The sequence below is a fragment of the Vreelandella aquamarina genome, assembly GCF_020075495.1.
Lineage (GTDB): Bacteria > Pseudomonadota > Gammaproteobacteria > Pseudomonadales > Halomonadaceae > Vreelandella > Vreelandella aquamarina_A.
In genome coordinates this window covers 540,663-563,167 of sequence record NZ_JABYQT010000002.1, presented here as the reverse complement: position 1 = coordinate 563,167, position 22,505 = coordinate 540,663, and the positions used below count along the sequence as shown (strand labels likewise).

At 58.5% G+C, this 22,505-nt stretch carries 40 protein-coding genes; 21 read left to right on the top strand and 19 right to left on the bottom strand.

What is annotated here, in order from left to right; translation table 11 throughout:
* Positions 1-66: 66 nt before the first annotated feature.
* The 5 genes from HW452_RS05390 to HW452_RS05370 all read right to left on the bottom strand — a co-directional run bounded on the left by HW452_RS05390 (position 67) and on the right by HW452_RS05370 (position 3,908).
* Complete coding sequence (locus tag HW452_RS05390) at positions 67-1,155, bottom strand: tyrosine-type recombinase/integrase (protein WP_224105074.1); 1,089 nt, start codon at positions 1,153-1,155, stop codon at positions 67-69.
* The gene (locus tag HW452_RS17685) at positions 1,059-1,376 is read right to left on the bottom strand and encodes a helix-turn-helix domain-containing protein (protein ID WP_224105073.1); all 318 of its coding nucleotides are present in this window, start codon (positions 1,374-1,376) and stop codon (positions 1,059-1,061) included. Before HW452_RS17685 ends, HW452_RS05390 begins: the two co-directional genes overlap by 97 nt.
* Positions 1,377-1,458: 82 nt before the next feature.
* Entirely contained in the window at positions 1,459-1,986 is a 528-nt protein-coding gene (locus HW452_RS05380) for a hypothetical protein (protein WP_224105072.1), read from the bottom strand.
* Positions 1,986-2,180: a hypothetical protein gene (locus HW452_RS05375; protein WP_224105071.1), complete on the bottom strand. Its 195-nt coding sequence runs from the start codon at positions 2,178-2,180 to the stop codon at positions 1,986-1,988. The genes HW452_RS05380 and HW452_RS05375 overlap by 1 nt, the downstream gene beginning before the upstream one ends.
* 39 nt (positions 2,181-2,219) lie before the next feature.
* Positions 2,220-3,908, bottom strand: coding sequence for a DNA cytosine methyltransferase (locus tag HW452_RS05370; RefSeq protein WP_224105070.1), 1,689 nt, complete (start codon positions 3,906-3,908; stop codon positions 2,220-2,222).
* Between the two features lie 83 nt (positions 3,909-3,991).
* Between HW452_RS05370 and HW452_RS05365 the strand changes: the two genes are divergently transcribed.
* Positions 3,992-4,240, top strand: coding sequence for a hypothetical protein (locus HW452_RS05365; RefSeq protein ID WP_224105069.1), 249 nt, complete (start codon positions 3,992-3,994; stop codon positions 4,238-4,240).
* Between the two features lie 20 nt (positions 4,241-4,260).
* Here the strand turns inward: HW452_RS05365 and ssb are convergent, their stop codons facing one another.
* The 8 genes from ssb to HW452_RS05325 form a co-directional block, all read right to left on the bottom strand.
* Positions 4,261-4,740, bottom strand: coding sequence for a single-stranded DNA-binding protein (ssb, locus tag HW452_RS05360; protein ID WP_263433547.1), 480 nt, complete (start codon positions 4,738-4,740; stop codon positions 4,261-4,263).
* A 386-nt stretch (positions 4,741-5,126) separates the two neighbouring features.
* A complete protein-coding gene (locus HW452_RS05355; RefSeq protein ID WP_224105068.1) occupies positions 5,127-5,921 on the bottom strand; it encodes a DUF2303 family protein in 795 nt (264 codons plus the stop codon).
* Positions 5,921-6,280 carry a hypothetical protein gene (locus tag HW452_RS05350; RefSeq protein WP_224105067.1) on the bottom strand — a complete coding sequence of 120 codons (360 nt, stop codon included), beginning with the start codon at positions 6,278-6,280 and terminating at the stop codon, positions 5,921-5,923. The genes HW452_RS05355 and HW452_RS05350 overlap by 1 nt, the downstream gene beginning before the upstream one ends.
* Before the next feature lie 295 nt (positions 6,281-6,575).
* Positions 6,576-7,478 (bottom strand): hypothetical protein, encoded by a 903-nt coding sequence (locus tag HW452_RS05345; RefSeq protein ID WP_224105066.1) that lies wholly within the window; start codon positions 7,476-7,478, stop codon positions 6,576-6,578.
* Entirely contained in the window at positions 7,471-8,310 is an 840-nt protein-coding gene (locus tag HW452_RS05340) for a hypothetical protein (RefSeq protein ID WP_224105065.1), read from the bottom strand. The genes HW452_RS05345 and HW452_RS05340 overlap by 8 nt, the downstream gene beginning before the upstream one ends.
* A 75-nt stretch (positions 8,311-8,385) precedes the next feature.
* Positions 8,386-8,679, bottom strand: coding sequence for a hypothetical protein (locus tag HW452_RS05335; RefSeq protein WP_224105064.1), 294 nt, complete (start codon positions 8,677-8,679; stop codon positions 8,386-8,388).
* Complete coding sequence (locus HW452_RS05330; protein ID WP_224105063.1) at positions 8,676-8,864, bottom strand: hypothetical protein; 189 nt, start codon at positions 8,862-8,864, stop codon at positions 8,676-8,678. The genes HW452_RS05335 and HW452_RS05330 overlap by 4 nt, the downstream gene beginning before the upstream one ends.
* Positions 8,861-9,016 (bottom strand): hypothetical protein, encoded by a 156-nt coding sequence (locus tag HW452_RS05325; RefSeq protein WP_224105062.1) that lies wholly within the window; start codon positions 9,014-9,016, stop codon positions 8,861-8,863. The genes HW452_RS05330 and HW452_RS05325 overlap by 4 nt, the downstream gene beginning before the upstream one ends.
* A 423-nt stretch (positions 9,017-9,439) precedes the next feature.
* Between HW452_RS05325 and HW452_RS05320 the strand changes: the two genes are divergently transcribed.
* The gene (locus tag HW452_RS05320) at positions 9,440-9,628 is read left to right on the top strand and encodes a hypothetical protein (protein ID WP_224105061.1); all 189 of its coding nucleotides are present in this window, start codon (positions 9,440-9,442) and stop codon (positions 9,626-9,628) included.
* On the opposite strand, the gene HW452_RS05315 is transcribed toward HW452_RS05320, so the two are convergent.
* Both HW452_RS05315 and HW452_RS05310 read right to left on the bottom strand, forming a co-directional pair.
* The gene (locus HW452_RS05315) at positions 9,625-9,810 is read right to left on the bottom strand and encodes a hypothetical protein (protein WP_224105060.1); all 186 of its coding nucleotides are present in this window, start codon (positions 9,808-9,810) and stop codon (positions 9,625-9,627) included. The genes HW452_RS05320 and HW452_RS05315 overlap by 4 nt on opposite strands.
* Before the next feature lie 417 nt (positions 9,811-10,227).
* The gene (locus HW452_RS05310) at positions 10,228-10,875 is read right to left on the bottom strand and encodes a LexA family protein (RefSeq protein WP_224105059.1); all 648 of its coding nucleotides are present in this window, start codon (positions 10,873-10,875) and stop codon (positions 10,228-10,230) included.
* A 133-nt stretch (positions 10,876-11,008) separates the two neighbouring features.
* Between HW452_RS05310 and HW452_RS05305 the strand changes: the two genes are divergently transcribed.
* The 12 genes from HW452_RS05305 to HW452_RS05255 all read left to right on the top strand — a co-directional run bounded on the left by HW452_RS05305 (position 11,009) and on the right by HW452_RS05255 (position 16,822).
* Positions 11,009-11,215, top strand: coding sequence for a transcriptional regulator (locus HW452_RS05305; RefSeq protein ID WP_224105058.1), 207 nt, complete (start codon positions 11,009-11,011; stop codon positions 11,213-11,215).
* Between the two features lie 65 nt (positions 11,216-11,280).
* Complete coding sequence (locus HW452_RS05300; RefSeq protein ID WP_224105057.1) at positions 11,281-11,742, top strand: phage regulatory CII family protein; 462 nt, start codon at positions 11,281-11,283, stop codon at positions 11,740-11,742.
* Positions 11,743-11,803: 61 nt separating this feature from the next.
* The gene (locus HW452_RS05295; protein WP_224105056.1) at positions 11,804-12,502 is read left to right on the top strand and encodes a phage antirepressor KilAC domain-containing protein; all 699 of its coding nucleotides are present in this window, start codon (positions 11,804-11,806) and stop codon (positions 12,500-12,502) included.
* Complete coding sequence (locus HW452_RS05290; RefSeq protein ID WP_224105055.1) at positions 12,499-13,422, top strand: helix-turn-helix domain-containing protein; 924 nt, start codon at positions 12,499-12,501, stop codon at positions 13,420-13,422. Before HW452_RS05295 ends, HW452_RS05290 begins: the two co-directional genes overlap by 4 nt.
* Before the next feature lie 2 nt (positions 13,423-13,424).
* Entirely contained in the window at positions 13,425-14,168 is a 744-nt protein-coding gene (locus tag HW452_RS05285) for a hypothetical protein (RefSeq protein WP_224105054.1), read from the top strand.
* On the top strand, positions 14,165-14,674 hold the full coding sequence (locus HW452_RS05280) for a hypothetical protein (RefSeq protein WP_224105053.1): 510 nt from the start codon (positions 14,165-14,167) through the stop codon (positions 14,672-14,674). Before HW452_RS05285 ends, HW452_RS05280 begins: the two co-directional genes overlap by 4 nt.
* Entirely contained in the window at positions 14,671-15,120 is a 450-nt protein-coding gene (locus HW452_RS05275) for an XF1762 family protein (protein WP_224105052.1), read from the top strand. The genes HW452_RS05280 and HW452_RS05275 overlap by 4 nt, the downstream gene beginning before the upstream one ends.
* A complete protein-coding gene (locus HW452_RS17550) occupies positions 15,120-15,251 on the top strand; it encodes a hypothetical protein (protein ID WP_263433546.1) in 132 nt (43 codons plus the stop codon). Before HW452_RS05275 ends, HW452_RS17550 begins: the two co-directional genes overlap by 1 nt.
* Positions 15,251-15,565, top strand: a complete 315-nt coding sequence (locus tag HW452_RS05270; RefSeq protein ID WP_224105051.1) for a hypothetical protein — start codon at positions 15,251-15,253, stop codon at positions 15,563-15,565. Before HW452_RS17550 ends, HW452_RS05270 begins: the two co-directional genes overlap by 1 nt.
* The gene (locus tag HW452_RS05265; RefSeq protein WP_224105050.1) at positions 15,562-15,939 is read left to right on the top strand and encodes a hypothetical protein; all 378 of its coding nucleotides are present in this window, start codon (positions 15,562-15,564) and stop codon (positions 15,937-15,939) included. Before HW452_RS05270 ends, HW452_RS05265 begins: the two co-directional genes overlap by 4 nt.
* The gene (locus HW452_RS05260; RefSeq protein ID WP_224105049.1) at positions 15,936-16,187 is read left to right on the top strand and encodes a hypothetical protein; all 252 of its coding nucleotides are present in this window, start codon (positions 15,936-15,938) and stop codon (positions 16,185-16,187) included. The genes HW452_RS05265 and HW452_RS05260 overlap by 4 nt, the downstream gene beginning before the upstream one ends.
* Positions 16,184-16,822, top strand: a complete 639-nt coding sequence (locus tag HW452_RS05255) for a hypothetical protein (RefSeq protein ID WP_224105048.1) — start codon at positions 16,184-16,186, stop codon at positions 16,820-16,822. Before HW452_RS05260 ends, HW452_RS05255 begins: the two co-directional genes overlap by 4 nt.
* An 81-nt stretch (positions 16,823-16,903) precedes the next feature.
* Here the strand turns inward: HW452_RS05255 and HW452_RS05250 are convergent, their stop codons facing one another.
* The 3 genes from HW452_RS05250 to HW452_RS05240 are packed head-to-tail and all read right to left on the bottom strand — an operon-like array spanning position 16,904 to position 17,770.
* Positions 16,904-17,374, bottom strand: a complete 471-nt coding sequence (locus tag HW452_RS05250) for a MucR family transcriptional regulator (RefSeq protein WP_224105047.1) — start codon at positions 17,372-17,374, stop codon at positions 16,904-16,906.
* 14 nt (positions 17,375-17,388) lie between these two features.
* A complete protein-coding gene (locus tag HW452_RS05245; protein WP_224105046.1) occupies positions 17,389-17,589 on the bottom strand; it encodes a helix-turn-helix domain-containing protein in 201 nt (66 codons plus the stop codon).
* Between the two features lies 1 nt (position 17,590).
* Entirely contained in the window at positions 17,591-17,770 is a 180-nt protein-coding gene (locus HW452_RS05240) for a hypothetical protein (protein ID WP_224105045.1), read from the bottom strand.
* Positions 17,771-17,908: 138 nt separating this feature from the next.
* Here HW452_RS05240 and HW452_RS05235 point away from each other — a divergent pair, with 138 nt between their 5' ends.
* The 5 genes from HW452_RS05235 to HW452_RS05215 all read left to right on the top strand — a co-directional run bounded on the left by HW452_RS05235 (position 17,909) and on the right by HW452_RS05215 (position 20,038).
* Entirely contained in the window at positions 17,909-18,532 is a 624-nt protein-coding gene (locus tag HW452_RS05235; RefSeq protein ID WP_224105044.1) for a glycoside hydrolase family 108 protein, read from the top strand.
* A 323-nt stretch (positions 18,533-18,855) separates the two neighbouring features.
* The gene (locus HW452_RS05230) at positions 18,856-19,194 is read left to right on the top strand and encodes a hypothetical protein (protein WP_224105043.1); all 339 of its coding nucleotides are present in this window, start codon (positions 18,856-18,858) and stop codon (positions 19,192-19,194) included.
* Positions 19,191-19,565, top strand: coding sequence for a hypothetical protein (locus HW452_RS05225; RefSeq protein ID WP_224105042.1), 375 nt, complete (start codon positions 19,191-19,193; stop codon positions 19,563-19,565). Before HW452_RS05230 ends, HW452_RS05225 begins: the two co-directional genes overlap by 4 nt.
* Positions 19,543-19,773 carry a hypothetical protein gene (locus HW452_RS05220; RefSeq protein WP_224105041.1) on the top strand — a complete coding sequence of 77 codons (231 nt, stop codon included), beginning with the start codon at positions 19,543-19,545 and terminating at the stop codon, positions 19,771-19,773. Before HW452_RS05225 ends, HW452_RS05220 begins: the two co-directional genes overlap by 23 nt.
* Positions 19,760-20,038: a hypothetical protein gene (locus tag HW452_RS05215; protein WP_224105040.1), complete on the top strand. Its 279-nt coding sequence runs from the start codon at positions 19,760-19,762 to the stop codon at positions 20,036-20,038. The genes HW452_RS05220 and HW452_RS05215 overlap by 14 nt, the downstream gene beginning before the upstream one ends.
* Before the next feature lie 213 nt (positions 20,039-20,251).
* Here the strand turns inward: HW452_RS05215 and HW452_RS05210 are convergent, their stop codons facing one another.
* Complete coding sequence (locus tag HW452_RS05210; RefSeq protein WP_224105039.1) at positions 20,252-20,494, bottom strand: hypothetical protein; 243 nt, start codon at positions 20,492-20,494, stop codon at positions 20,252-20,254.
* Between the two features lie 46 nt (positions 20,495-20,540).
* Here HW452_RS05210 and HW452_RS05205 point away from each other — a divergent pair, with 46 nt between their 5' ends.
* On the top strand, positions 20,541-21,272 hold the full coding sequence (locus HW452_RS05205) for a terminase small subunit (protein ID WP_224105038.1): 732 nt from the start codon (positions 20,541-20,543) through the stop codon (positions 21,270-21,272).
* Complete coding sequence (locus HW452_RS05200; RefSeq protein ID WP_224105037.1) at positions 21,241-22,497, top strand: PBSX family phage terminase large subunit; 1,257 nt, start codon at positions 21,241-21,243, stop codon at positions 22,495-22,497. Before HW452_RS05205 ends, HW452_RS05200 begins: the two co-directional genes overlap by 32 nt.
* Positions 22,498-22,505: the final 8 nt, after the last annotated feature.

The window sequence follows — 22,505 nt, the reverse complement described above, 5'->3', positions numbered from 1 at the left end:
AGATTTAGGTTCTAGTGCCGTAAGGTGTGGGAGTTCGAGTCTCCCCATCCGCACCAATTGATTTTCCTAGCTTTTTATCCCTCCTTGCTTTATCCCAATACTCACTAGATTATCCTGTGTGACCAGATTGTGACTTAGCCTGTTGACGGCTTCGCGTACTCGTTGCGGCGCCAAATGCGCATATCGCTCTGTCATCGTGATGCTCGAATGCCCCAGCAATTCTTTGATTACCTCTAACGGAACCCCGTCGCTCACAAGCCACGAAGCTGCTGTGTGACGTAAGTCGTGTATCCGTAAATCATCCAGCCGCACCCTTTTTGCCGCCTGGGCGAATCCTGCCCGTAGTGACTTCACCGGCTCGCCGTCTGCTCGAGCAAATACCCACGGGCAGCCCGGCACGTTTCCGGCTCGCCACGCCAGCCTCCTCTTTACCGCTGCCTGAGCAACGCTGTTCAGCGGTACCGTTCGTGGCTTGCCCGATTTCGTGTGACTGCTGAGCAACGTCAGCGACTCTTTCCCCGGGTCCAGGCTGACGCGTGACCATTCCAGCCCGAGCAACTCACCACGGCGGCAACCGGTATGCGCGGCCAGCTCGATAAAATCGGCCAGTACGTCACCATGCCTCTGCTGTCTTGCTGCGGTCACCAGCCTTCCAACTTCGCCCCTGGTCAAATACCGCTCCCGGTGCCTGGCTTCTCGGGTCAGCCTCCCCTTCACCGGATTGTCGAGCCCCCACTCCCACTCTTTGTTGCAGTAGTTGATCGCTGACGATAGAGCGGCAAGTTCTCGATTGATCGTGGCGTTTGCCCTTCCCTGGTCCTGGCGGTGGCGAATGTAGCCTTTGATATCAGCGCCGCTGATCTTTCCTATTTCGACGCCACCGAAGTAGCGCCGCAGGTTGCCGATCTGATACTTGATGGTTTCCAAGCTGCGCAGGTGAGCCGACCCGCGCAGGTATTCGACCATCACTTCTTCAAAGCTCCGTGGTTGCTTCACGTCCCAGTGTTTGCTCTGGTGCGATTCGGCTCGCCACTTCGCTTCTACCGCTTTTGCTTCGTTTAGGTCCGCTGTCCCAGTAGAGCGTCTAACTCGTTTGCCGCCTGGGTCGTTGTACGATGCCCACCAGTAAGGCGAACCGGTTCTTTTATGTGGCATACAAAACCCTTCCCGTTTTGCACGCCGGGCGCGCTGTGACTCTCTACGTCTAGCGCGTCGGCGTCAAGCTCTCCGATACGACGAATGCTACCCATCGTGACTCTGCGTCCTTTGCCTTCACCAGTGGCGTTCAGCCGCCCTTCACGCACCATCTGACGTACTGTCCAATGCGAGACGCTGAGCATTTCAGCCGCCTCGGCGTAGGTAACCAGTGCTTTCATGCTTGCCTCCAGGCAATAAAAAACCGCTCACCGGCGGCCATAGTCTCTAAACAGTCGTGTCGATAATCGCCAGCATGGCGTATCAGGTAGTACGCGGCGGCGCCTCAAGATCGCGGCTATCCGCTTGGCGTTGGGTAGTTCGGTCAGCATGCTCAATCGGGCGCCATTGCGTAAGTGTTGCAAGCGCATCCCGCTCCCCTTGAATCTTCTCGCGCAACTGAACTTGTAGACGCTCAGCCTGCTCGAGTTCGGTGATGCGGTGCAAGGCGGCGTCACGTTCTTGTTTCAGCAGCTGCGCCTCGACCACTAGGTCGCACATGCTTGGGTTCGAGGCGTCGTAATTCAGCGCGGAAGATAGCTCCATTTTCAAGCGTTCACGCTCTTGAGCGTTCGCTCGAAGTTCGTCCAATTCCTGAACGCGTCCTTCGGCCAACCGCTGCACCGCGTCCCAGGTCTGCTCGTAGATCGGCCAATCGTGCTCGATTACCACCGCTTTCCGGGAACGCAGGTCGTTTGTCTCTATGAATGCTCTTAAGGCCTCGAGTTCTTCCGGGCGCAAGTCGCTATACTTGAGGACCAGATAGCGGTTTTCTCGTTTGAATTCGCTCATCACGCCACCTCTTGGCGCATAGCCGCCAGCTCATTGCGCAGCGCGATATTCTGCGCCGCCAGTGCATCATTTGCGGCCAGCACTGCGAGTTTCTCGTGCTCGAGGTCGTCGTTGCGCTGAACCAACTGGTTGAAAAGCTCGTCGAGCATGGCTTCGTGGGCGGCTTGGGTGCCGCGGTGTACGGGAATCATCATTGTCTTTCTCCAGAAATGAAGAAGCCGCTATTCAGCGGCTCAGTGAAGCGGGTATGAGGGTCGATGTAGCGACAAGCCGGCGGCGACCTGGCGAACCCAGATAGGTGTTGCACCCAGAGCGAATGTCTCGCCGCTCCAGGCAAGCAGTAGAGTGGTGCCCATTACGCTGGCAATGGCCTCGGCCGCCGGCGCTGGAACAGCATTTCCGATACGTTCGCGCCAAGCGCTGTCGCTCAACCCTTCCAGCTCCAAGTGCTCATAGGGATCGACGAGACCTTGAAGCGCGGCGAGCTCCAGCGTTGTGAAAGGCCGGTGCCAAGTACCATCGAGCGCGCGGATGACGGCGACCAGCTTGTCGTTGGGTTCGGGGAGCCGCGGATCGGCCACAGACCAGGAACCGTTATCCTGCCGAGCGGATGCAGATACTGCGCCGCACGTTGCACTCCATGGCACGACGCCGTAGTGACCGGCGTGTAGCCATGGATCGCCTTTGTCACGCTTGAGACCGGGCCGTGGATCGGCTACGGCATAGGCGCCCTGACCTGTAGTACTTCCGGATATCACAGTGCCACTATGCTCGCCCCAGGCTGTGACCGAATACTTAGCGAAGGCAGGTCCAGCGCGTCGTGGGTCAGCAACGGAGAAAGCCCCCTGGCCAGGCGACTGCTGGCCGGTAATGGCGCCGGTTGGGCCGTCCCAGCGTCGGACGCCGTAGGCCTGGCCGTCCTTCCAATTTGCTGACTGATCAAAGCGCGGATCAGCAACGCTGAACTTGCCATTACCTGGTCGGCTGGCTCCAGCGACAGTGCCAGCGGTCTCCAGCCAGTCGTGCACGCCCAGGTAGCCGTTGTTGTGGTTCTCGGGCATCAGCAGGTAGTCGCGCAGATAGCCGTCCTCAACCGCCAGCTTGTTCAGCGACCGCCAATCGCTACCCGCTTCTACAAACGCCAGGCGTACCCAGGTTTTCCACTGCAGGCGCGGCACGCGGTGCATTGCGCCGGCGAACTCATCACCTGGCAGCGGCATTTCGCCAAGCACATCGCCAACTGCGCGTAGCGGGCGGCGCACTGGCTCATACAGGAACGGCGGTACTTTCTCGGCATGGCGGGCCACCAGCAGGAAACGCTTGCGAGACTGAGCCAGACCACCCAGCTCGCCACAATCGTGGGTAGTCTCCGCAACGTGGTAACCGTAGTGCTCGAGCATGGCCACAATATGGTCGAGTAGCGGCCGCCCGCGGTTGGCGATGCGCGGCACGTTCTCGAAGACGATCAGCTCGGGCGGGTCGTCGGCGAATGCTTCCAGCGTCAGCCACATGCCGCGCAAGGTGAGCCGGTTCAGCGCCTGGTATTTGGGCGTGGCACTGCGCGACTGCGATAGCAGCCCGGAGAATCCCTTACAGGGTGCGCTCAGAAAGACTATGTTGGGCGACTCGCCGCCAGCAGCGGCCTGGATATCAGCGGGCGTAGCTTCTCGCCAGTCGGCGGGCGGCTCTTTACCGTGGAAGGTGCGGTACTGGTCGCGGTCGAACATATCGAGCACGGTGCCCGGGGCGCCGGTCAGGCGCTGGAAGTCGGCTATGGCAGCCGCATCTACGTCAACGCCGCCGATGCAACGGAAGCGTGCTTCCATGTTGCCTACGCGGGCTTGGCCGCGGTTGAAGCCCTTGGCCCCACCGCCTAAGCCACAGAATAAATGAAAGTGTTTGATTAACTTTGAATGAACCATAAAGCTCCCAAAAACAGGTAGAAGATCTACTTCAATACATCTAAATTGGATGAGCACAACCCCATCCCTTTGGAGGCATGCCGATGCTAAATAATGATGAGAGCGCGACTTATGCGAACGAACACAACCGCAGGCAATATGCTGTTTTCACCCGCCAAATTGATTTGCCAGATGGGCGCCCAGGGCCGTGGCTAGTGAAGTTTCAGATCGAGCTTCAAAACGGTGAGATGTCGCCTCAGCGGGAAGTCAGTGATCAAGGCGCCAAGACACGCGATGACGCAATTGCTATAGGCAGGAAGCATGCAGAGGCTCTGATTGATCAGAAGAGTTGAAGCCCTGCGCTGTAAGTAATTCAGAACGGTATTTCGTCGTTGAAGTCGTCGTATTGCGCGGGATCAGGCGCGCCGTGGTTGCTGGTCTGCTGGCTATGATGCTGAGGGCGTTGATTCTGAGGCGGCTGCTGGTATCCGCCTTGCTGTGGGGCTTGCTGCTGTCCGCCGCTATCCAGCATTTGCATGTCGTTAGCGACGATTTCAGTGGTGTAGCGGTCTTGCCCACTCTGGTCTTGCCATTTCCGCGTTTGCAGTCGGCCCTCGATGTAGACCTTCGAGCCTTTTCGTAAGTACTGCTGTGCAATCTCAGCCGTTTTCTTGAATAAGATGACGCGGTGCCACTCGGTGCGCTCCTGTCGCTGGCCGCTGCTGCGGTCTAGCCAGCTGTCACTGGTGGCAATATTGAGAGTGGCGACAGCGGTGCCGCCTGTGGTGAAGCGTACTTCTGGGCCTTGGCCCAGGTTGCCAATCAAGATGACTTTGTTAATGCCTCGGGCCATAATTTTCTCCATGCCATTGATATTGGTAAATCCGACCCCATATAATGATTTTCAATGAGTTTTATTTGGTGGTGTTAGCTCTACAGCCAACGTATTTGCCTGTACTTTTTCTGCTGGTTGCGATTTTTTGTGCTGCTCTACAAAGCGTTATAGAGCCGAGCAAGCTGTGTGATAGTCACAGTAAGGAGGGTAGAGGCGTGGTAATAGCGATACAGGTATTTGCTAATTTGTTTAAAGGTGTACTGATAGTGGCCACATCGGTCTTGGTCAATATGGTGCCGGCAAATGCTTTGGCGAGCGCACTGGGCGCACTCACCATTTCGAGTGCTAACCAAATAAAATTCATCGAGTTAAAACAAGGGGCTAGCTACTAGCCCCTTGTTTTATTATGGGTTAAAGATACCCAGCAAGCACTCGCTTTCCGGTAAGCCGTCCGTCACCAGCTTGGCGAACTCGGCGGCAATCTCTTCTCTGGCAGCATCCAACGCGATGGCGCGCAGCCCAAACGACGGCCCGCCTTTGGTCTTACTTGAAACGCGCATCGCCAGGGTTCGCTCGGCCAGGCCCTCGTATGGCACGAGCTTCCAGTAGATCACCGCCGGCAACCGCTCGGCGTTCTTGACCGTGACGCTGTTCATTACACCTACTCGGCTCGAGTGCTCCTGCTTCTCACTGTCGATGCTGGTCAGGTCCTCGAGGCTGACTTTGCGGAAGGCGTGAATCACCTTGCCGCGCTCGAGCGGTTCGCCCTTGCTGTTCTCGAAGGCCAGCAGGTGTCCCCAATCCTCAACGAGCTCGACCATTTCCTCTTGGTCGAGCGTGCTGTCATTGGCCTGCAAGTAGGCGGTGAACTCCGGCGTTTTCGGCAGGCGCAGCGTCGCCGAATGGTCGCAGTGCCCGGGTAACGTTACGTCGCCGATATCGAGATAAGAGCTGGCGGCCATGGCGTCACGATCAATGAAGACGGGTGCGTCAGCTTGGCGGTTGCCAACGTAGGCCATGAAATCCTTCAGCCCTTGCGTTTGGAACTTCCCGCGGAACCGGCGGCGATGGTCCTGGTACTTCTCCATGTCCACGACCGTGAAATTATCGCCGACCAATAGCGCGTGGCCATCGGCAGCTTCGGTGCCGGTCTTGTGGCTGGCTTCGATGTGCTGCAGGGCTTCTTTCGTGAGTGACATCAGTGCTTCTCCTGGTGCGAGTCTTTATCGCGGTGGGGGTGGCCGATCATGTCGAATTGGTTCTTGGGCTCGAGCGTCATTTCGCCGCCCGTGTTAACGCACATGACCGTTTCGGTGGTGTGCTCTTCCGACTGCGTGCCGTGCTCAGTCGGAATCTTGAAGGCCAGCTTGTGAGTAACACCGACCCGGGCGCCGGAGCCGATATTCTCAATAGTGAGATCAATCGACACCTTGCCTTTCTTCTTCGGGTTATTCGTCGCGGCCGCTGCTGCGTGGCTCAGGACTTTGCCCAAACGTTCAGCCAATACGCCGCCGTCCAGGTCCTCAAGGAACCTGGTCACATCAGTGGGGTGTGACATTGGAAGTTACCTCATGAAGAATTGAGCTTGTCAAAATTCCGGTGCTCATTTAGTTTTATGAGCCCGACTTTCCTACTAATAACTTGCGATAGGGCTTTGACATGGGTGCTACATTCAGAAACGACGAAGACAACTACTTCAACTATCCAAAAGCTGAAAAAGTAGTAAAAGAGGGCTCTAAGTACGTCGTATATGATGGACCTGGGAATGTTCTGGGCGCACATCCTGTGAACACTACGGTAGAGTTCACGACTGATCAGCCTATAAAAAAAGACTAAGGCTGACTTAGCCACTGTTAGGCAGCTATAAACTGCCTAACAGCTTTTTTATATCCATTCCAATTTTTCACCCCTGCAAGCTCTAATGCATTTAGCTTGGCTTGATCGGCCAGCAACTGGTCGTACTCGGTGCAGGTGATCGTGACCACCTCCGCCGCAGCGGGCAGTGGCTCGGGTTGCGATGCCGGGCGAGGCGCTGGCTTGGGCGCTGGGGGCTGCTTCGGCGCCGGCGCCTCGGCGGCTTCGCGCTCGGCTTTCTCGCGGCGCAGGGCCTCAAGCTCGCGCTGGTCTGCTTCGCGTTGCTCGGCGGCTTCGCGCAGCCGGCGGCGCTCGGCGTCAATCTCCGCCTGGTCGGCGGCGAGCCGTTCACGCTCAAGCGCCTGGCCATGCCGCTCGCTCAACTGCGTGAGCACTTGGGCCTTGGCGTCCTGGGCGTCTTTCGTCAGGTCGAAATAGCCGTCGACATCGATCTGGCTCGCCGCGTCGTGCAGCTCGGCGAGCCCGGTGCTGTCCAGGCCTTCGGCGGTATCCAGAAAACTCCAGATATTGACGTCGATAGCGTGGCGCAGCTTGGCGATGCGCTCAGCCTTCTCGCGCTCTGCGCGCTCGTCTTCGCGCTGTTTTGCGTCCTTGAGCGGTTGCTCGATCTCGCGCAGCTTCTCGATGAGGTCCTTGCCGTAAGCGTTCACGCGCTCGATAAAGTCGCGGTGAGGTTGGGTGATCGCCTTGCGCAGCTTGTCGGTGCTGGTCCGGTAGCTGGTGAGCTCACGGACGCCTTTCTTGCAAAGCGCATAGCCGTCCTTGGCTCGCACATCGGGCACCGTGCCGTACTGCTCGCGCAGCCCTGCCAGGGCCTTCTCCACGGCGTCCAGCTCTACCAGTTCGCCTTTGTAGTCGGTGTTGGGGGCTGCGTTAGTCATTTTGCGTTACCTCTTGTGGTTGCTTGGACTGCTCCTTCTCGGCGAATACCCGGGCAATTCCTTCATCGCGGGCCTTGATGATCATGCCCCTGCCTTTGTCGGGTTCGACGCGGGCCATGCTGGCTTTGTCAGGCAGGCGGTTAAGAATGCCGGTAGCAGCTAGCTCAATGCTTTTGGGGTGGGGGATTTTGTCGCGCAGCGTGTCGCACTCGCGCTTGAGCCAGTCCGCGTATTCGGCGCGGTACTTCTCGAGCTCGGCGTTTTGATCCTCGGCAACAGCAATACGCGTCGCCGCCTGCTGCGTCTCGGTGTAGTCCTTGTTATCGAACCGGCCGTAGTAGACGTCAGCGCTGAAACCGAGAAGCGACAGGCACTTCTTGATAGCGTCGGTGATGCTTTTCTTTGGTGCCTCGCCGTCGGTCTTCCAGGCTCCTTTGTTTGTGCGGTACACATAGCGGGTATGGCCGAACTGCGTGACCTCGCCGCGCTCGCCATGCCAGCGGTACCAAAGTGCCAGGCGGATAGTGTGGGTCTGTTCGTTGGCGATCAACTGCCCCTTGGCGTCCAGTACCGGCGCGCCCTGGTCGAACCTCTCTTCCTCGACTCGATACCCCCAGCCGATGCCCATAGGGCCGAACATGCGCGTGGCTTGCTCGATGACGTGCATCGCGTCCAGCGTAGTGATCTGCTGGCCATCTACGTTGGCTTCGCGGATCGCCGTAGTGGGCGTCTTCTCGACACCGCGCCACAGCTCGAGGTGGTCTGCGCTATCGACCACGCGATAGCGCCCCGAAGGCACGCGCAAGCGCGGCTTCTCGCTAATTGGTTTCATGGTTTATACTCCCCAATGATCTTCATCTGCAGATCCCCCGGCCCCTGACGTGTTGCCGCACGAAAGGGGCTTTCTTTATGCTGCCCAATTGGCCTGCATTTCTGCCCTGTCTTCCTCTACGCTGAACTGCTCATCTTCGGCAACGTCCTTGGCCCAGGCGAACATCACGGACTCGCCGCCGGGCTTATTGATATAGGCGGCGACCATGTCGGCGATTGTTGTAGTTGCGGTCAGCTCGTCCACGGCGCTCGTCAAATCACCCACCTCATCGAGATAAGCAGCGAACTTCGCCACGCCCTCGGCGTCGCCGTCGTGGATCGACTCGCAGATGGATTCGGCGCGAAGCTGAATGGTGATGTGTCGTTTCATGGAGCCCTCCAGATTTGCAATGGCGCCTGATCGCCCTCGCGGCGGCGCTGATACTCGGCCATGCGCACCGCGTTCTTGCCGCGCAGCCCGGCCGGATCGAACCGACTGCCGATACGCGGGCGCTCGCCCACGGCAAAGCCCATAGCGCGGCGCTGGGCGCGCTGCTCAATGTGTGCTGCGTTCATTCCCATACCTCGCGTAGCTGTTTGGTGAGCTTCTGGTCGGCGAGCTTCGAGTCGATGGCCAGGCGGTGCCGGTAGCGGCCCGCGGCCTTGGTGTCATTGATCGCTCGGCTTTGCCGCTTCGTAATCGGCAAGACGGTTTCGGGTCGTTGCATAGTTGTCTCCAGAATTGGGCGCGCCGCCTCGCTGCTCTCGCAGTGCCAGTGCAGTGAGTCAGGGATCAGAAGCGGCGCGGGCATGGCGACGATGCGCAGCCATGCCAAAAAGAAGCCCGCTGGGTGCGGGCGAATAAGGGGAATTGATGCAGGGCATCGGGGAGCGCTCTGCGATCTTCTACCAGCGCCCCGGTTCTGCGTTTCGGCGCATCCAGTCGCGGCAGCTATCCTTGGGCTTAGCCTAAGCATCTGCCCTCAGATTCACCGTTTTCCGCCTAGCGCTTGGGTTTCAGCAGCCACGTGGCGGCAAAGCACTCCCCGATGCCGCCTGTATTCTCAGCCCAGGCGGAGGCATTGAGTGGCACTATCGCAGGCCCCGCGTCTTAGCTATCCTGAGGCTTCCACACACCAGGAGCTAAAACCATGTCCAAAATGAGCCGTGAAGCGATTCAAAACTCACTGGATGAAACTGTCGCCACCGTGAATAAAATCACCAGCGCGCCGGGCAACTACAGTGAGGAAACAGTAGAGCTTGCACGTTGCGTTGGCCGGCTGCGCACGATCATGAACGATCTGAACCAGCGCGTGATCGAGCTTGAAGATCGCGGCTAGAAAAAGTCACCTTCAGTAAATGGCTTGCTGTCGTCACCAGCCTCGGCAGCAACGCCATTCATCAGCGCGGCCTTGGCCTCTTTGTGCTTCTGACAGGCTTGATTGAAAGCCTCCATCTTTTCTTGGCGCTCCTTTCCAGCATCAACGTATGCTTGGTAGAGACTTCCGATATTGCTGCCCATACTTGCCTCCAGTTCGCGGTTGTTGTGTTGAATTCGTGAAGCACTGCACTTCGGCCAGCCCGCAGATTCACTGGCCTGTTAAGCTACCGGCGCTGGCACCGCTTCCGAATGCCGCCTCTATTCGAAGCGGCGATCTCGTCCCAGCATTTCAACAGCCCTGGGCGGCGTACTCCTGCCGGTGTCTCAGGGCTACTAACCCCTACGCACGGACAGGCATATCGTGTTGTTAAAGAGCGTTGGCGGGCGTGTTGCTGTGTGCCGTTGCCATGAACTCAATGTAAGCCATACTTACCTTTATCGTCAATATAAAAGTAAGCATATCTTTCAAATAATATGTAAGCCATTGTTTCCTTGAGGCGAAAAAAAGCCCGCTCGGCGGCGGGCTTGGTTAGCTGAGCTTATTTTGAGGGGGGGGGGTTACTGCCTGCGGAGGGTCATTTGCGCCATGACGACGCCAATAATTCGGCAATCTTCGGTGAAGTCCATGTACTGCTCACGCCAATCCTTGTTAAGCACCTTGAGCATGGGGCCAACACCTGGTTCGATGATGTACCGCTTGAACGTGGCCTCAGCCCCGCCATGCTGCTCACACTGAACAACTACGTCATCGCCGGATACCGGGTCCACATCGGGATCGACGAAGATCAGCGTCCCTGGCGGGTACACTTCGATCATTGATTCGCCGCGCACGCGCAGGCCAAACGCCCTAGGGCCGCAAGTGGGCGGGGCTGGGTAGTATTCTAGATCATCACCCGCAGGACAAAATGGCTCCGTCCACGCCCCGGCCTGCACCCAGCTGATCAGCGGCACCTGGCCCCGCATCTTGGGCGCTTCATCAAAATCATCTGTTTTGACGCCTGAACCGGTAAAGAAATAGATAAGCTGCTTGCCGGTCGCGGTGGCTACGTTGCGCAGGTTCTCAGCTGACGGGCTTGTTTTTCCCTTTTCCCATTGCGCAACGGCAGGCCTTGAGACGCCAAGCATGGTTGCTAATTGCTGCTGTGTAAGCCCAGCTTCCTTCCTGGCTCGCGTAATACGCTGCCCTACCTTTTCATCCTCAGTCATACCGTAATCCCTGGGCGGTTTTGCTGTTCTCATTCTGAAAGCAGTGCTTACGTCTGACAACGGAAGAATGCCTTGCCCGACTAGGTAAGTATGACTTACACTTCGACCAACTACGTTAAGCATGGATTTCCCTATGACCCCGGAACAAGCAATGCAAAAAGCGCTTCTGCTGGCTGGCGGCCCCGTTGCCCTTTCCCGCTCTATTGGAATCAGCTCCCAGGCCATTTCTCAATGGAAGGTCGTTCCAGCAGCTCGCGTGATGGCTGTTGTGAAAGCCACCAAGGGAAAAATCAAGGCCAGCCAGCTGCGCCCTGACGTGTTCGGCTCTGTTGCCGCCTAACCACACCCCTATCTTAGCCACTCTCAAAAACACCTGAGAGGACAAGCAAAACAGGAGTTTAACCCATGGATTCATATACAGCAGGGCTTCGGCAGGCGGCATTTGAGTATGGCATTAAGCATCTTGCTCATGACCTCGATATGTCCGAAGGCCGCTTGTACAAAAAGCTCGATCCTGATTCTGGCGTAAGCCTCACCCTGGCTGACTACTTCCGCATCAATCGCACGCTGAAAGACTTGCGCTGTATTGATCGTGCGCTGGAAGACCTCGGCATGGTGGCCACGCCCGTCGAGAAAGCGGCTGACGATATCGAGGGAGAGATCCGTGAGCTGCTACTTGATCAACATGACATGGCCGCTGGTTTTGTTCGCCTGGTGCGACAGGCCAAAGCCGATGGCGAGATTTGCGACAACGATCTGGAAGAGATCAAGGCGTTTCGCCGAGAGCTGGCGGTCATGGGAAACACGGTAATGCGTCGCGTTGAAGCGATGCACAAGAAAGGCGCTGCTCTTAAAGCAGTCAAGTAACAAAAAGCCCGCCATTTGCTGGGGAGCGTGGCGGGCTTTTAGATCAAGAAGTGAGGAAACTATGAGTGATCTTTCAGTGAAAGTCCAGCCGACGATGAGCAGCTTGGAAATTGCTGAGCTGGTCGAGGCGCGTCATGACAGTGTAAAGCGAGCGATCGAGCGCCTTGCAAACCGCGCTGTCATCACTTTACCACCGATGGTGGAAAAGCCCACGGCTGGGCGCCCTGTGTCGGCTTACCTGTTTTCGGGTGATCAGGGAAAGCGCGACAGCACGATTGTCGTTGCTCAGCTTTCACCCGAGTTCACAGCGCGCCTTGTTGACCGATGGCAGGAGCTTGAAGCGCTCAATAGCGCAGCCTCCCTACCCGACTTTTCAAACCCGGTTGCGGCGGCGCGTGCGTGGGCCGACGCAAGGGAGGCGGAGCAAAAGGCTCTTGAAGCGGCCGAGGCCGCCCGGCCAGCGGTCGAGTTCGTTGATCAATACGTTGCGGCTGATTCTGGCTCCAAGGGATTCCGTCAGGTGGCCAAGCTGCTCAACGCCAACGAGCGCGACTTCCGAGACTTCCTGAGAGACCACCATGTCATGTACCGCCTGGGCGGCGAATGGATGCCCTACCAGAATCACATCGATGCAGGCCGCTTTGTGGTCAAGACCGGCGTGGCTAACGAGCATGCCTACAATGCCGCCAAATTCACAGCCAAGGGCGTCAACTGGATTGCCGGCCTGTGGGCGCAACGCAATATGCAAGGTGCCGCATGAGCGTCGAAGCTATGTCCTGGGCAATGAACCAGATGATCGTCACCGATTCCGGCGCGCGCTTTGTGCTCGTCGGTCTCGCCAATCACTCCGATAAGTACGGGCGCCACGCCTTTCCATCGAACAAGACCCTCGCCGAGTACACCGGCCTTTCTGGACGCACTGTTACCCGGAAGATTGCCGATCTTCTGAAGCTAGGCGTCATTCGAGAAGGCAATCAGGCAATCGTGGCTGCACACATTCCGCGTTCCGATCAGCGCCCTATTCTCTACGACATCGTGATGAGCGATGACACCCCAAAACGGGGTGACAGACGTTCACCCCGCTCTGAACGGGGTGACATCTTTGCAGGAACGGGGTGTCAGCCTGACACGAACGGGGTGACATCTGTGCAGGAACGGGGTGACACCGTGTCACCCGAACCGTCCTTTAAACCATCCACTGAACCATCCAGTAAACCGGATTGCGACGAGGGAGCTACGCCCCCCTCGCCGACCGCCGATCTTGTTCGGGCCGACGAACCTCGCTGCGCCATCCCGCCGGACATGCCTGGGCCGAAGAACCCGGGTGCAAAAACGTTCAAGCCCTGGGCGAACTACGCCGTGACATACCGGCAGCGTTACGGTGAATGGCCGATCTGGAACGGGCGTATCGCTGGTCAGATCTCCCAACTGGTCGACCGGGTTGGCGCAGAGTTGGCCCCAGGGGTCGCCGCGTACTTCCTGCGCTGTAACAACCAGTTTTACGTCCAGAAGGGCCACCCGGTAGGCCTGATGCTGCAGGACTGCGAGTCACTGGCCACGCAGATGAGAACCGGCTCGCAAATGACCGCCGCCCGTGCCCGCCAGATCGATGGCACCCAGACCAATCTGTCCAACGTCGACGAAGCCAAGCGCCTGCTGGCGTCCGGCTGGGAGGACTGACTATGCCACTGACGAAACAAGACGCCGAAGCGCTGCTGGAAACGGTCTATGCCACCGCCGAGCTACTCGGCACCGAGATTCGCCCGGCCACGGCCAACATGATGATCCGCGACTTGCGGCCCTACGACCGCGCCGAGATCGAACAGTCTCTGACGCGATGCCGCGCCGAGCTTTCAGGTCGCCTTACGCTCGCTGCTGTGCTCGAGCGCATCCCAAGCGCACAGCAGTACTTGCTGCCGAACGAGGCGTGGTCGGTCGCCCTGCAGTCGCTTGACGAGATGGACACGATCATCTGGACCCAGGAGACGGCAGCGGCGATGGGCGTCGCCCGCCCGATCATGGAGCAAGGCGACAAGGTGGGCGCCAGGATGGCATTCATCGCCGCCTACGAGCGAGAAGTTGGCCAGGCCAAAGCAGAGGGCCGCGCACCGGAATACACCGTCTCGCTGGGCGAGAGCAAGGAGCGGCGCCAGGAAGCCATTTCCCAAGGCATCAAGAAGGGGCTGCTAGCCGCGCCCAAGGTCAAGCATTTACTGCCGGCGCCGCATGGATTCAAGGAACCTGACGAGAGCGAGTGTCCCGAAAAAAAGGCACGGGCTCAGGCCAATATCGATCATCTGCGCTCTCTGCTCGTGGACGACTCCAGTAGCAAGCAAGCGGCGGAGAAAGAGCGGCGCCGGCAAGAGGAGGCGCGCCGCCAGCAGTTGATCGAACAAGCTGAGCAGCGTCAGCGAGGTGCAGCATGACCAAGCCAGCTACCAAGCCATTCGTCTCGCGGGCCAGAACCATCCAGGAGGCGCTGACTGCCGCCGCCAAACTGCCGAAGGTGATCACCGATGCCATCCAGCTTTGGGGCGACGTCGAGATCGTCGTGCGCAAGCGCCAAGTGAAACGCAGCATCGACCAGAACAAGCTGCAGCGAAAGTGGCTCCTGGAGGCCGAAGCCCAAGGCGACCACACAGCTGAGGAGTACCGCGGTTTCTGCAAGCTTCACTTCGCGGTCCCGATGCTGCGCTGGGAGTTGCCCGAGTTCCGCGAGAAATACGATCGCATCGTGAAGCCGCTGCCGTACGAGATAAAGCTCGAGCTCATGCAGGAGCCGCTCGACTTCCCCTGTACCCGGCTGATGAACAAAGATCAGAAGACACGCTACTTGGATGCTGTGTACCAGCATTTCACCAGCTTGGGCATGCAGCTAACTGATCCCAATCTGCGCGGCTACCAAGCTGGCGACTATAAGGAGGTGGCATGAGCGAATTATCCATCGTGCCTGTGACTCTGGCTGAAGCGAACGCTTATGTCGCAGCAAATCATCGTCACCATGGCCCAGTTGCGGGGGCGAAATTTTCAGTGGCCGTCGCAGTTGAAGGAGCCATTCATGGTGTGGCGATCATCGGTCGGCCCGTCGCGCGCGGCAATGACGACGGCTGGACGCTTGAGGTCAATCGGTGTTGCACCGACGGAACACGCAACGCCTGCTCAATGCTCTACGGTGCCGCATGGCGTGCTGCTAAAGCGATGGGATATCGCCGTCTGATTACCTATACCTTGCCCGATGAAGGTGGAGCCAGTTTGCGTGGGGCTGGATGGGGGCTTGTAGGGCGTCGTGGTGGTGGCAACTGGAATACCCCGGCTCGACCACGCATTGATACCGCTGCTGTATTGCAAGGACAAAAGCTTCTTTGGGAGATGGCCTGATGCTGGGCGAGTGCGAGAAATGCTGTGACGAGGCCATAGGGTTCAACGATGACGGCGAAGCGCTTTGCAGCGACTGCCTGTTCGAGCAGACCTGCGAAGAGCTGTTCTGCGACGAGTGGGAGGAGGACTGATGATGCCCAACGAGTGCTACCTGCCCACCCGGCCGCACCGGTGCCGCCAGTGGCTGGCGAACGTGCACGAAATCGAGAACTGCGTGCTGTGCGGCGCTTGGGGCATCCAGGCCGCCCATAGTAACCAACACCGGGGGCGCGGCCAGAAGGCTAGCGATGCGCTCACGGCCGCGCTGTGCCCAAAGTGTCACGGTGATATCGACAACGGCAAGGACATGACGCGGGACGAGCGGCGCGCGCGAATGAACGAGGCCATTGTGCTGACCTTGGACCAGTTGGCTCGCCGTCAGCTCATCAAGGCGGAGAAGGCATGAAGTTGTTCATTCCCTATCTGGCCACCAGCACCAACGTAGGCACCCGCCAGCACTGGACCAAGCGCAAACGCGAGGTCGATAGCTGCCACCTGCTGGTGCGCAGCGTCGTGAAGCGCGAGGGCGTCCAGCCGATCGGCCAGCGCGTCGACCTGATATTCCGCCCGCGGCTGGGCAAGGGCGTGCGCCGGCGCGATACCAGCAATTACTCGCTCAACGTGAAGCACCTCGAGGACGGACTGGTTGCCGCCGGCGTGCTGCCCGACGACCGCGGCGAGTACGTGCGCCGGGTCATCATGGAGCCGCCCGAGATCGACCGGCAGGCGGAAACCGGGACGTGGATCGAAATCATCCCGGTGTCCGAGGTGGCGGCATGATCGAGCGCCCTACCGCATGGCCTGATGGCCGCCCACTGGGTGGCCTCAACGGTTACCCACCGGAATGGCACGCCTGGGCTGAAGAGTGCCAGATCAAATACGTGGCCAGGCAGATGCTGGCCGCACCGAAGGAACAACGAAAGGCCGTGCATGAGCGTTGGATTCAGATATTCCCGCACGCGACGCCGGAGCGGATCAAAGCAGTATGGGACCAGGTAGTCAGCGAGAAACGTCAGGGGGCGAAATGATTACGAACGACGCACGATTGGCCTGGGTGATGGCGCGAGACGACGGGCTGCGCAGCCAGGGCGTGATCAGCATCGAAATGGCGGAACTCGGCTGCATGGTCGACTGCTCGGCCAAGGGGGGTGTCGGTGCCGGCATGAATGCGGACTACGCTGCCGTGCATGCGGCTATCCAAGCCATGGACCTGCCCCGCCAGGCCGTGGGCGATGCGCTGAACTGCCGCGGCGTGCTGAATGCTCGGGCACTGGCCCAGGCCAATACCATGGCGGCGCTGGCCGTGTCGCAGATTGCAGCCCAGCGGTTGCCAGGGTTCAGTAAGTGGTCGAGTGATCGTCAGCGCATGCTGTACTGGGTAGCGCTGGCCGCCGTCGAGCGGTGCTGGGTTGTACTGCATGACGTGCCCGAGCGCATGGACGCCAAGGCTCGGCCCGAGGGGCGTACGCTGGACGAGCCTTGGAAGATCGGCAAGTGGCTGCGCGGCATGCATGGTAAGGCGCTCGACCTCAAGAACTGGGCGCCCCAGTGGTCAAAGGCGTGGGAGCTGTTGCAAATCATCGTCAATGAATTGGATGACGGCGGACAGGTCGAAGTTGAAGAGATACTTGGCATCAAGAGAAGGCTTCAAAAAGCGTCGTAGCGCTTGCACCCTAGGCAATGTGGAGCTATTATTTCCCAAGCTGTGACAGCTACGCTTAATCAGCCCTAATTCAAAGCCTCGCTAATCGCGGGGCTTTTTTGTTGCCCGATATTTTTGTTGATACTCCCTGCGCCTATCTGCATCTCTGCCATCAGCCGTTTTAGATCCGGGCGGCAATTTTGAATGATCGCCAGGCCGAGTAGACGCAACCATTTCAGACTGAAGCTTTAGGTCAATCTGCGTTTTCTCCCCTCGTCCGGCTGTTCTTGCTGCCTCAACGGCTCTATCGAGATGATCGTGGGTTAGGCGACCGGACTCGATATAGTCGTTCATTTGCGCGGAAAGCATTTCACGCGTCGCCGTACCTGCCAACGCATACCGCTTAGGGATTCCCCATTTTTGACGGTAGTCGCTGTGACTCATGCCGTGGATGCGTGACAGATGAGTGGCCAGCGATTTAAACCAACGCCCGCATTCAAGGCATTGGATTTGTGGCCCTCCAATGTAGGAATCCAGTTCCTCTATGCTCTCAAATGGCTTATCACGCATCATAAAGCTGGCTCGAATCAGTCGCTGGTCAGGCTTTCAAGAGCCACTTGAAGTGTGTAGCTCATGTTTTTTTTAAATCCAGATTTGAGGTGCTGTAAGTATTTGCTGGTGACGCCTAAGCGATCTGCAAGCTCTCTTTGGCTGCCTGTAACCATAACAGCAGCTTCGATCAAACCCGGCGCTTTGGCCGGGTCATGGTGTAGTCTCGCGTCGATCATTTCAATAGCCCTTGCAGTAGTCGTTCCATAGCTGCTCAGAAACCACGTCGTTTTGCTGCCCATCAATGGTAGTGCGGGTGGTGTTGCCAACTACAGCTGTATGACCTTGCTCGATTAACCACGCTGCGTATTCTTCGGCTTCGTTCTGGTCGGCTGCAATTACTACGTTGTATGTGGTCATGTTACTTCTCCGCTGGGGTTTGTGTGCTGCATTGATGAGTTAACTATAGGGTATCTAAGATACCCTTGCAAGTGCTTTTATGAAATATCCCCCCTTTTTTTGCCGCCCTTCCCGCGGCGTTTTATTCTGAGGTGTCCAATGGCTACTACCCTAAAGCAAAAGTTGGTGGCAGCGGTCATCGACCGTGAAGGCGGCTATGTCAATCATCCATCGGATCGTGGCGGCCCCACCAATTACGGCATCACCCAGGCGGTCGCGCGCAGCTACGGCTATACCGGCGACATGCGTAACCTGCCCCGCGCTACCGCTGTTCGGATATATGAGGCGCGCTATTGGGACAGCCTGGCCCTGGACAGCATTGCCCCCATTAGCGAGCCGCTTGCTGAATATCTTTTTGACTTCGGCGTCCATTCTGGCCCTAGCCGCGCAGGCCAAGAGCTGCAGCGCAATCTGAACGTGCTGAACAACCGCGGCCGCGACTTTCCGGACCTGGTCGTTGATGGCGCGGTCGGGCCGAAAACCCTTGAAGGGCTGCAGGTGTATCGCAGTCGCCGCGGCGCTGATGGCGCTTCGATCCTGGCTGAGTCCATCAACGGCGTACGCATTGCATTTTGCCGGGATCTGGCAGAGCGCGACGAGCGCCAAGAGGATTTCGTCTTTGGCTGGTTCCGCCGGATCGTCGAGCTGTCGCGTGAGGTTCATAGTGAGGTTGGCGCGCAGGCTGCAATCCGAATCTATTCAGAAATCAATGCCAGCCCATGACTCTTGACTCAATTTTCGCTCTCGTCCAGATACCGCTTGCGGCAGTTACAGCCATTCTCTACGGACTGCAGTACAAGCGTCACGGGCCAGTCCGGTATAGCCGCGACCGATGGCGTGAGTGGCTGATCTCGATGGTGTGGCTATCCATAGCCGCTGTGTCGTGCGGCATGGTCGCCTGGCGCCTGGGCACGGTGAGTGCTGTGGTTGCCCCTGACTATCGCGCCGCTGGCGGCATGGCCGTACAGACGCTCTATCAATTCGTTTTTCTCATCGCGTACGTTGCGCTCAGGGACCAAAGCGGCTCGAAACAATAGGGGTCGCTCATGGCCGAACTACTGGCACAGATATGGCTGTGGGCGCTCGCCCCGTTTCAAGATCCACGCATTGCCGCCGCGGTACCTGCGTTTCTCGTCTCCTGGCTGATCGGCAATCGAAATACCGCGCTGGTCTGCGCTGTCATCGCATTTTGCACGATAAAGCTCATCATCTGGCTGTCGGGCATCCCGGCTGGCGGAGCGTATCAGCTCCCTGTCGAGGCAGCGGCCGGCGTGGGCGCAGGCATGGCGCTGATGGGCGTTCACGGTATTCAGGATCGGGTCCAGGGTCTCAAGTTCAAAACGCTGCTCTCCAGCATTGCTGACAGCATTCGGGGTAAACGATGAAACGACTCTTTCGATGCTACCGCATGCCGCTCTGGTTTTTCGTGATCATGTTGGTTGGGTTCACGGTGGCTGTGACCGGGTGGTCAGCTGCGCATGAGCGACGCCTGGAGCACCGCGACTTCTACCTGAACCGGATCGCCCAGCAGCAACAGGTCATTGACCAAGCGCAGCGGGTAAGCGTGGGCCTGATGGCTGCCAACGCAATCATCATGGGGTCGTACCGCTGGGAGGCTGAGCGGGCGGGCAAATTCGAGAACCAACGCAACGTTGCAAACGGTCGCCTCGGTCCACTGCAGCGGCGTATCAACGAGCTCGAGCGAAAAGCAGAACAATGCCCAGGAGGTTTCGGTGAATCGCATTCGACTGACTGAGGATGCCAAGGTGTGGCACCGGCTATGGTCTAACCAAGCCACCCTGCTCGCAGCCGTGACGCTACTGCAAGGTCTGCTTCCGTTTTGGGAAGGCGTCGTGCCCGGTCAGTGGTTCCAGGCCGCTGGCGCCGTGCTGGCAAGCGCTGCGTTCGTACTGCGTAACATCGAGCAGCCTGGCCTGAAGCGAGGTCGCGATGATGATCAGTAACGTATGGGCGAAGATCGTCGGCTTCTTGTCCCTGGTCGCCGCCCTGCTCGGCGCTGCCCTCCTGTTCGTTGCCGGTCAACGTGATCGAGCCAGGGAGGCGGCCAACCTCGCCAAGGCTGAGGCCAGGAGCAAGAGCGCGGTACTCGACGCCGAGCGCGCTATTGATAAAGCCAGGGCCGAGGCCCGAGAACATTCCCAAGAGGTGCAACGTGAAGCCGATAAGCGCCCTGCTGCTGAGCGGCCTACTGGCTCTTTCCGTCGCTAGCTGTTCCACGGCCGAGTATGTGGCGGTTATGCCGCAATGCACGGTGCCGCCTCACCCTGTTCTGCCCGATATTGACCGAGGCAGATTATGGGATGTGGCGGGCGACACCGAGTACCGGCGCATCGAGTTGTACATCAACACGCTTTGGGCCGCTTACGACGAACGGCAAGCGATGCTGGAAGTGATGTGTGACCGAAGTGGCAGGCCAGCCGGTTAGGCGTGGTCGTCCGGCTCATCAAAAGTATTGAGGCTCAGCTCGACTCTATCGCCTACTGACCACGCTTTTTTATCGAGTATGTGCTTAGGCGTGTTCTCCGGGACATTGAAGTAATAGCTGTAGGTCGTTTCCCCGCTGCTACCAGTATCTTCATCGATAAGATCTTCAATACCGACCTCTTCAACTTCGTCGACGGTAAGACCCAGTTCGTCAGCTATCTGTTGAGTTGCATTGCTCATGGGGCGCCTCACTTCTCTTCGGGTGAAAATTTAGTATAGGTGGAAAATGAACAAAACGACTGCCAAAGAGGCTGTCGCGCTGACAGCTCGGCAGTCTCGTTTCGTTGATGAGTACCTGATTGACCTGAACGCCAAGCAAGCTGCCATTCGAGCGGGCTACGCCGAGCGTAGTGCCGAGGTGACGGCTTCTCGCCTGCTAAGTAATGCTAAGGTCGCGACCGCTATTCAAGAGCGCATGGGCGCCCGTTCTGAACGAACCAAAATCACCGCAGATATGGTGCTCTACCGTTGGTGGGAGATCGCCACTGCTGATGCCGCCGAGCTTACGCAGCTACGCCGCGGCTGCTGTCGTTACTGCCACGGCGATGATCATCAGTTTCAGTGGGCTGATGAAGCCGAGTTCGACCGCGCGCTGGCGAGCGCTGAGATAGGCAAAGAGCCCAGCGACGATGGCGGCTTCGGCTTTCGAGACTTCCACCTCCCTCACCCTGGTTGCCCAAAGTGCGGCGGGGAAGGTGTGCCGCGCGTCTATGCCGAGGACACCCGCAACCTGACGGGTAGTGCCAAGCTGCTATTCGCCGGGGTAAAGCAGACCAAGGATGGCCTGGAGATCAAGATGCAGGACCAGGCCAAAGCGCTCGAGAACGTGGCCCGGCACCTGGGCATGTTCACCGATCGCGTCGACCACGTCTCCAGCGACGGCAGCATGACCCCGAAACCCACGACTATCGAGCTGGTGGCGCCTCATGACTACAGCGAGGATTCAGCTACCTCCTAAGCTCATACCGGTATTCAGTGGTCCGGCTCGCTACCGTGGCGCGTATGGCGGGCGCGGATCGGCGAAGACGCGCTCATTCGCATTGATGACCGCTGTTCGGGCCTACATGTTCGCCGAGGCCGAGCAGTCCGGTGTCATTCTGTGCGGGCGCGAGTACATGAACTCGCTCGAAGACTCGAGCATGGAGGAAGTGAAGCAAGCTATCCGGTCGGTTGATTGGCTGGATGCCTACTTCGACATCGGCGAGAAGTACATTCGCACGAAGAACCGGCGCGTCTGGTACACGTTCTCTGGACTTCGCCACAACCTGGACAGCATCAAGTCGAAAGCGCGCATTTTGATTGCGTGGGTCGATGAAGCCGAGACCGTCACCGAGATAGCTTGGCAGAAGCTGCTGCCCACCGTGCGCGAGCAAAACTCCGAGGTTTGGATCACCTGGAACCCCGAGCTCGACGGCAGCCCCACTGATACGCGCTTTCGCAAGAACATTCCGCCCAGCGCCAAGATCGTCGAGCTCAACTACATGGACAACCCATGGTTTCCCGATGTTCTCGACGAGGAGCGCCGCAATGACCAGATGGCGCTGGATGACCAGACTTATGCGTGGATCTGGGATGGCGCCTACCGAGAGAACAGCGAATCCCAGATATTGGCCGGCAAGTACCGTGTCGCCGAATTCGAGCCCGGCAAAGGCTGGGATGGTCCGTACTACGGCATTGACTGGGGGTTCTCGCAGGATCCAACCGCCGGTGTGCGGTGCTGGGTTTACGATAGACGGCTCTGGATCGAGTATGAGGCCGGCAAGGTCGCTCTCGAGAACGATCATATTGCCAAGTTCATGATCGATCGGCTTCCCGCTATTGAGCGACACAAGGTTCGCGCCGACTCTGCTCGCCCTGAAACGATCAGCCACGTGAAGTCGAATGGCAACGGCAAGCGCGACAACTTGCCAAGCATCGAGGGCGTGGTGAAGTGGCCAGGCAGTGTCGAGGACGGTATCGCCCATTTGCGCAGCTACACAGAGATCATCATCCACCCGCGCTGTCCTGCCACCCTCAAGGAGGCGCGACTCTATAGCTACAAAGTGGACCGCCTGAGCGGCGATGTGCTGACCGATATCGTTGATAAGCACAACCACTATATTGACGCTCTGCGCTATGCGCTGGCGCCGCTGATCAAACACAAGTCGGCCGGGCTCGTGCTCTCCCGACACCAACGACGATAGAGGTTTCC

Bases quoted from the DNA above. Each gene is read 5' to 3' on its own strand.
- HW452_RS05390 (WP_224105074.1), bottom strand. From the start codon at position 1,155: ATGCCACATAAAAGAACCGGTTCGCCTTACTGGTGGGCATCGTACAAC.
- HW452_RS17685 (WP_224105073.1), bottom strand. From the start codon at position 1,376: ATGAAAGCACTGGTTACCTACGCCGAGGCGGCTGAAATGCTCAGCGTC.
- HW452_RS05380 (WP_224105072.1), bottom strand. From the start codon at position 1,986: ATGAGCGAATTCAAACGAGAAAACCGCTATCTGGTCCTCAAGTATAGC.
- HW452_RS05375 (WP_224105071.1), bottom strand. From the start codon at position 2,180: ATGATGATTCCCGTACACCGCGGCACCCAAGCCGCCCACGAAGCCATG.
- HW452_RS05370 (WP_224105070.1), bottom strand. From the start codon at position 3,908: ATGGTTCATTCAAAGTTAATCAAACACTTTCATTTATTCTGTGGCTTA.
- HW452_RS05365 (WP_224105069.1), top strand. From the start codon at position 3,992: ATGCTAAATAATGATGAGAGCGCGACTTATGCGAACGAACACAACCGC.
- ssb (WP_263433547.1), bottom strand. From the start codon at position 4,740: ATGGCCCGAGGCATTAACAAAGTCATCTTGATTGGCAACCTGGGCCAA.
- HW452_RS05355 (WP_224105068.1), bottom strand. From the start codon at position 5,921: ATGTCACTCACGAAAGAAGCCCTGCAGCACATCGAAGCCAGCCACAAG.
- HW452_RS05350 (WP_224105067.1), bottom strand. From the start codon at position 6,280: ATGTCACACCCCACTGATGTGACCAGGTTCCTTGAGGACCTGGACGGC.
- HW452_RS05345 (WP_224105066.1), bottom strand. From the start codon at position 7,478: ATGACTAACGCAGCCCCCAACACCGACTACAAAGGCGAACTGGTAGAG.
- HW452_RS05340 (WP_224105065.1), bottom strand. From the start codon at position 8,310: ATGAAACCAATTAGCGAGAAGCCGCGCTTGCGCGTGCCTTCGGGGCGC.
- HW452_RS05335 (WP_224105064.1), bottom strand. From the start codon at position 8,679: ATGAAACGACACATCACCATTCAGCTTCGCGCCGAATCCATCTGCGAG.
- HW452_RS05330 (WP_224105063.1), bottom strand. From the start codon at position 8,864: ATGAACGCAGCACACATTGAGCAGCGCGCCCAGCGCCGCGCTATGGGC.
- HW452_RS05325 (WP_224105062.1), bottom strand. From the start codon at position 9,016: ATGCAACGACCCGAAACCGTCTTGCCGATTACGAAGCGGCAAAGCCGA.
- HW452_RS05320 (WP_224105061.1), top strand. From the start codon at position 9,440: ATGTCCAAAATGAGCCGTGAAGCGATTCAAAACTCACTGGATGAAACT.
- HW452_RS05315 (WP_224105060.1), bottom strand. From the start codon at position 9,810: ATGGGCAGCAATATCGGAAGTCTCTACCAAGCATACGTTGATGCTGGA.
- HW452_RS05310 (WP_224105059.1), bottom strand. From the start codon at position 10,875: ATGACTGAGGATGAAAAGGTAGGGCAGCGTATTACGCGAGCCAGGAAG.
- HW452_RS05305 (WP_224105058.1), top strand. From the start codon at position 11,009: ATGACCCCGGAACAAGCAATGCAAAAAGCGCTTCTGCTGGCTGGCGGC.
- HW452_RS05300 (WP_224105057.1), top strand. From the start codon at position 11,281: ATGGATTCATATACAGCAGGGCTTCGGCAGGCGGCATTTGAGTATGGC.
- HW452_RS05295 (WP_224105056.1), top strand. From the start codon at position 11,804: ATGAGTGATCTTTCAGTGAAAGTCCAGCCGACGATGAGCAGCTTGGAA.
- HW452_RS05290 (WP_224105055.1), top strand. From the start codon at position 12,499: ATGAGCGTCGAAGCTATGTCCTGGGCAATGAACCAGATGATCGTCACC.
- HW452_RS05285 (WP_224105054.1), top strand. From the start codon at position 13,425: ATGCCACTGACGAAACAAGACGCCGAAGCGCTGCTGGAAACGGTCTAT.
- HW452_RS05280 (WP_224105053.1), top strand. From the start codon at position 14,165: ATGACCAAGCCAGCTACCAAGCCATTCGTCTCGCGGGCCAGAACCATC.
- HW452_RS05275 (WP_224105052.1), top strand. From the start codon at position 14,671: ATGAGCGAATTATCCATCGTGCCTGTGACTCTGGCTGAAGCGAACGCT.
- HW452_RS17550 (WP_263433546.1), top strand. From the start codon at position 15,120: ATGCTGGGCGAGTGCGAGAAATGCTGTGACGAGGCCATAGGGTTCAAC.
- HW452_RS05270 (WP_224105051.1), top strand. From the start codon at position 15,251: ATGATGCCCAACGAGTGCTACCTGCCCACCCGGCCGCACCGGTGCCGC.
- HW452_RS05265 (WP_224105050.1), top strand. From the start codon at position 15,562: ATGAAGTTGTTCATTCCCTATCTGGCCACCAGCACCAACGTAGGCACC.
- HW452_RS05260 (WP_224105049.1), top strand. From the start codon at position 15,936: ATGATCGAGCGCCCTACCGCATGGCCTGATGGCCGCCCACTGGGTGGC.
- HW452_RS05255 (WP_224105048.1), top strand. From the start codon at position 16,184: ATGATTACGAACGACGCACGATTGGCCTGGGTGATGGCGCGAGACGAC.
- HW452_RS05250 (WP_224105047.1), bottom strand. From the start codon at position 17,374: ATGATGCGTGATAAGCCATTTGAGAGCATAGAGGAACTGGATTCCTAC.
- HW452_RS05245 (WP_224105046.1), bottom strand. From the start codon at position 17,589: ATGATCGACGCGAGACTACACCATGACCCGGCCAAAGCGCCGGGTTTG.
- HW452_RS05240 (WP_224105045.1), bottom strand. From the start codon at position 17,770: ATGACCACATACAACGTAGTAATTGCAGCCGACCAGAACGAAGCCGAA.
- HW452_RS05235 (WP_224105044.1), top strand. From the start codon at position 17,909: ATGGCTACTACCCTAAAGCAAAAGTTGGTGGCAGCGGTCATCGACCGT.
- HW452_RS05230 (WP_224105043.1), top strand. From the start codon at position 18,856: ATGGCCGAACTACTGGCACAGATATGGCTGTGGGCGCTCGCCCCGTTT.
- HW452_RS05225 (WP_224105042.1), top strand. From the start codon at position 19,191: ATGAAACGACTCTTTCGATGCTACCGCATGCCGCTCTGGTTTTTCGTG.
- HW452_RS05215 (WP_224105040.1), top strand. From the start codon at position 19,760: ATGATGATCAGTAACGTATGGGCGAAGATCGTCGGCTTCTTGTCCCTG.
- HW452_RS05210 (WP_224105039.1), bottom strand. From the start codon at position 20,494: ATGAGCAATGCAACTCAACAGATAGCTGACGAACTGGGTCTTACCGTC.
- HW452_RS05205 (WP_224105038.1), top strand. From the start codon at position 20,541: ATGAACAAAACGACTGCCAAAGAGGCTGTCGCGCTGACAGCTCGGCAG.
- HW452_RS05200 (WP_224105037.1), top strand. From the start codon at position 21,241: ATGACTACAGCGAGGATTCAGCTACCTCCTAAGCTCATACCGGTATTC.